This window comes from Acetobacter pomorum, assembly GCF_002738225.1.
GTDB classification, from domain to species: Bacteria; Pseudomonadota; Alphaproteobacteria; order Acetobacterales; family Acetobacteraceae; genus Acetobacter; species Acetobacter pomorum.
Genome location: NZ_PEBQ01000005.1, coordinates 1 through 3,393, shown reverse-complemented (window position 1 = coordinate 3,393; position 3,393 = coordinate 1). Strand labels below are relative to the sequence as shown.

At 60.8% G+C, this 3,393-nt stretch carries 1 protein-coding gene; it reads left to right on the top strand.

Annotated features, from left to right (window positions below; all coding sequences use genetic code 11):
* The first annotated feature begins 90 nt into the window (after window positions 1-90).
* Window positions 91-3,153: an error-prone DNA polymerase gene (locus tag CSR02_RS01005; protein ID WP_244176707.1), complete on the top strand. Its 3,063-nt coding sequence runs from the start codon at window positions 91-93 to the stop codon at window positions 3,151-3,153.
* Window positions 3,154-3,393 lie beyond the last annotated feature (240 nt).

Below are 3,393 nucleotides of genomic sequence, written 5' to 3'. Positions count from 1 at the left end.
GGGCTCCTGTGGGATGACTGAATTCTACAAAATGACCCGAAATTGCCTCAAGTGTGAGAAATCCGCGTCGAACAGGCCAAGGCACTTGGTATGGAGGCGCTCGGTATCTGCGACCGCAATTCTCTGGCCGGCATGGTACAGGCGCATGTGGCGGCGAAACAGGCGGGGCTCCGGCTTGTCGTGGGATGCCGTCTCGATCTGGCGGATTTTCCGCCCGTGTTGGTCTACCCGACGGACCGGGCCGCCTATGGCCGGTTGTGTCGTCTGCTCACCATCGGTAAGGCGCGCGCTGGCAAAGGGAAATGCCATCTGCTCTGGGAGGATCTCGTCACCTGGGGTGAAGGCCTGATCGTTGTCCTGATCCCCGACACGGCGGATGATGCCTGCGGTCTGCATCTGCGCAAGCTGAAGGACGCCTTTGCTGACCGTGCCTATATGGCGCTCACCCTGCTACGCCGTCCCAATGACCCGATGCGGCTGTATGAGCTTGCCAACCTGGCGCATCAGGCACGGGTGCCAACCGTTGTGACCAATGACGTGCTGTTCCATACCCACGACCGGCGCATCCTTCAGGATGTCGTCACCTGCATCCGGCATAACACCACCATCGACGAGGCCGGGTTCGTCCGCGAGCGTCACGCGGACCGCTATCTCAAACCGCCACAGGAAATGGCCCGGCTGTTCAGCCGTTACCCTGAAGCCGCCGCCCGCACCATGGATATCGTGGAGCGCTGCCGCTTCTCGCTCGATGATCTGGCCTACCAGTATCCTGATGAAGTCTCCGTACCTGGCCAGACACCCCAGCAGGCGCTGGAGGCGCTGACCTGGGAGGGCGCCCGTTCCGTCTATCCGGATGGCGTACCGGATGACGTGGCGGAAACGCTCCGCCATGAACTCGGCCTGATCGGGCGCATGGCCTACGCGCCCTATTTCCTGACCGTGAACAGCATTGTCCGCTATGCCCGCTCTCAGGATATTCTCTGTCAGGGACGCGGCTCGGCGGCCAATTCTGCCGTCTGCTACGTGCTCGGCATCACAGCCATCGACCCCGCCCGTAATTCGCTGCTGTTCGAGCGCTTCGTCTCCGAAGAGCGGGGCGAGCCGCCGGACATCGACGTGGATTTCGAGCATGCACGGCGCGAGCAGGTCATCCAGTGGGTGTATGAGCATTACGGACGTGACCGCGCGGCCCTGACAGCCGTGGTGATCCGCTATCGCGCCAAAGGGGCTTTGCGGGATGTTGGCAAGGTCATGGGCCTGCCGGAAGACCTGATCCGCACGCTCTCGGGCCAGACTCATGGTTGGGGCCACAGGCTGGACGATGACGCCCTGACTGATAGTGGCATTGATCTGTCAGACCGCCGTATCCGCCTGACGCTTGATCTGGCCCGCTGCCTGATCGGCGTACCCCGTCATCTGTCACAGCATCCCGGGGGATTTGTGCTGACGCATGACCGGCTGGATGAGCTTGTGCCCATTGAGCCTGCGTCGATGGAGCAGCGCCAGATCATCGAATGGGACAAGGATGATATCGACGTCCTGAAATTCATGAAGGTCGATATTCTGGCCCTTGGCATGCTGACCTGCATGAAGAAAGGTCTGGACCTGCTGGCGGCGCACAAAGGCCAACACTTTACGCTCCAGGCCCTCCCGGCCGAGGATCCGCGCACCTACGCCATGATCCGCAAGGCCGACACGATCGGCGTGTTCCAAATTGAATCCCGCGCGCAGATGTCCATGCTCCCACGGCTCAAGCCACGCGTATTTTATGACCTCGTCATTGAAGTGGCGATCGTGCGTCCTGGCCCCATCCAGGGGGATATGGTCCATCCCTATCTCCGAAGGCGCGAAGGGATCGAGCCGGAAAACTATCCGACACCTGAACTGGAAAAGGTTCTGAAAAAGACGCTCGGGATCCCGTTGTTTCAGGAACAGGCGATGCAGGTCGCCATGATCTGTGCGGGGTTTACCGCCGCCGAGGCCGATCAGCTTCGGCGGGCCCTGGCGACTTTCAAAAATACCGGCACGGTCTCGCAGTTTCAGACACGACTGATCGAGGGCATGCGCGCCAATGGGTATGATGAGGAATTCGCCGAGCGGATCTACCAGCAACTGGAGGGTTTCGGTTCTTACGGGTTTCCTGAGAGCCACGCAGCCAGTTTCGCCATTCTGGCTTATTCATCATCCTGGATGAAATGCACCCATCCGGATGTGTTTCTGACCTCACTCCTGAACAGCCAGCCGATGGGGTTCTATGCGCCGGCACAACTGGTCCGCGATGCGCGGGAACACGGCGTGGAGGTCAGGCCTGTCTGCGTGAATGCTTCACGCTGGGACAGCACACTGGAAGGGCCGGAAACACCGGAGGGTCGCTTCGCCGTGCGGCTGGGCATCAGTCTGGTCAAGGGCCTGGCCAATGACGATGCGGCCCGGATTGTTGCCGCACGAGCCTCCCGTCCCTTTACATCCATTGATGATCTGTGGCGTCGGGCTGGCGTGAAGTCGGCAGCCCTGACCCATCTGGCCGAAGCGGACGCGTTCCGCCCTTCGCTCGGGCTGACACGGCGCGAGGCGCTCTGGGCGATCAAAGCTCTGCGCGATGAACCCCTGCCCCTGTTTGCGGCTGCGGAAGTAACGCGTGAAGCGGAGGAGCCGGATGTGTTGCTGCAGCCCATGCGGGATGGCGCCGAGGTAGTGCGGGACTATAACCGGCTTGGCCTGACCCTGCGGGACCATCCCCTCGCATTTCTTCGCAGGGATCTGCGAGAACGGGACATCGTCACCTGTCGGCAGGCGCTGGCGGCAAAGGATGGGAAGCGTCTCACCGTGGCAGGGCTGGTGCTGGTTCGGCAGCGACCAGGGTCTGCCGAAGGCGTGGTGTTCATGACGCTGGAGGACGAGACAGCCAACATGAACGTCATCATCTGGCCGGATATGTTCGATGCAAACCGGCGCGTGGTGCTTGGTGGGCAGATGCTGGCGGTGACGGGCATGCTCCAGAAGGAAGGTGACGTCGTGCATCTGGTAGCAAAAGAGATCACCGACCTTTCCGGGTTGCTCGCAGACATCGGTAATCGCTCCTCTGCTGAGAGCACCCATGACAGCGATTCCGCCGGTGAGCGCATCGTCGTCAGATCGCGTAATTTCCACTGATCGATAAGGCTGCCGACAAAGATCACGCCATCGTGAAACGCCCCGATTTCAGTCCTATCTACGCTGGAGTTTCACTCCCATTTGCATCCTATACGCATCCTGCGCGCGGAGCAGAAACGCAAAAGGCCGCCCATGAGGCGGCCTAAGTATTTGATATTAAACGGGATTCATGGTTGCGGGGGCAGGATTTGAACCTGCGGCCTTCAGGTTATGAGCCTGACGAGCTACCGGGCTGCTCCA

Coding starts and splice junctions, on each gene's coding strand:
- CSR02_RS01005 (WP_244176707.1), top strand. CDS start 91: ATGGAGGCGCTCGGTATCTGCGACCGCAATTCTCTGGCCGGCATGGTA.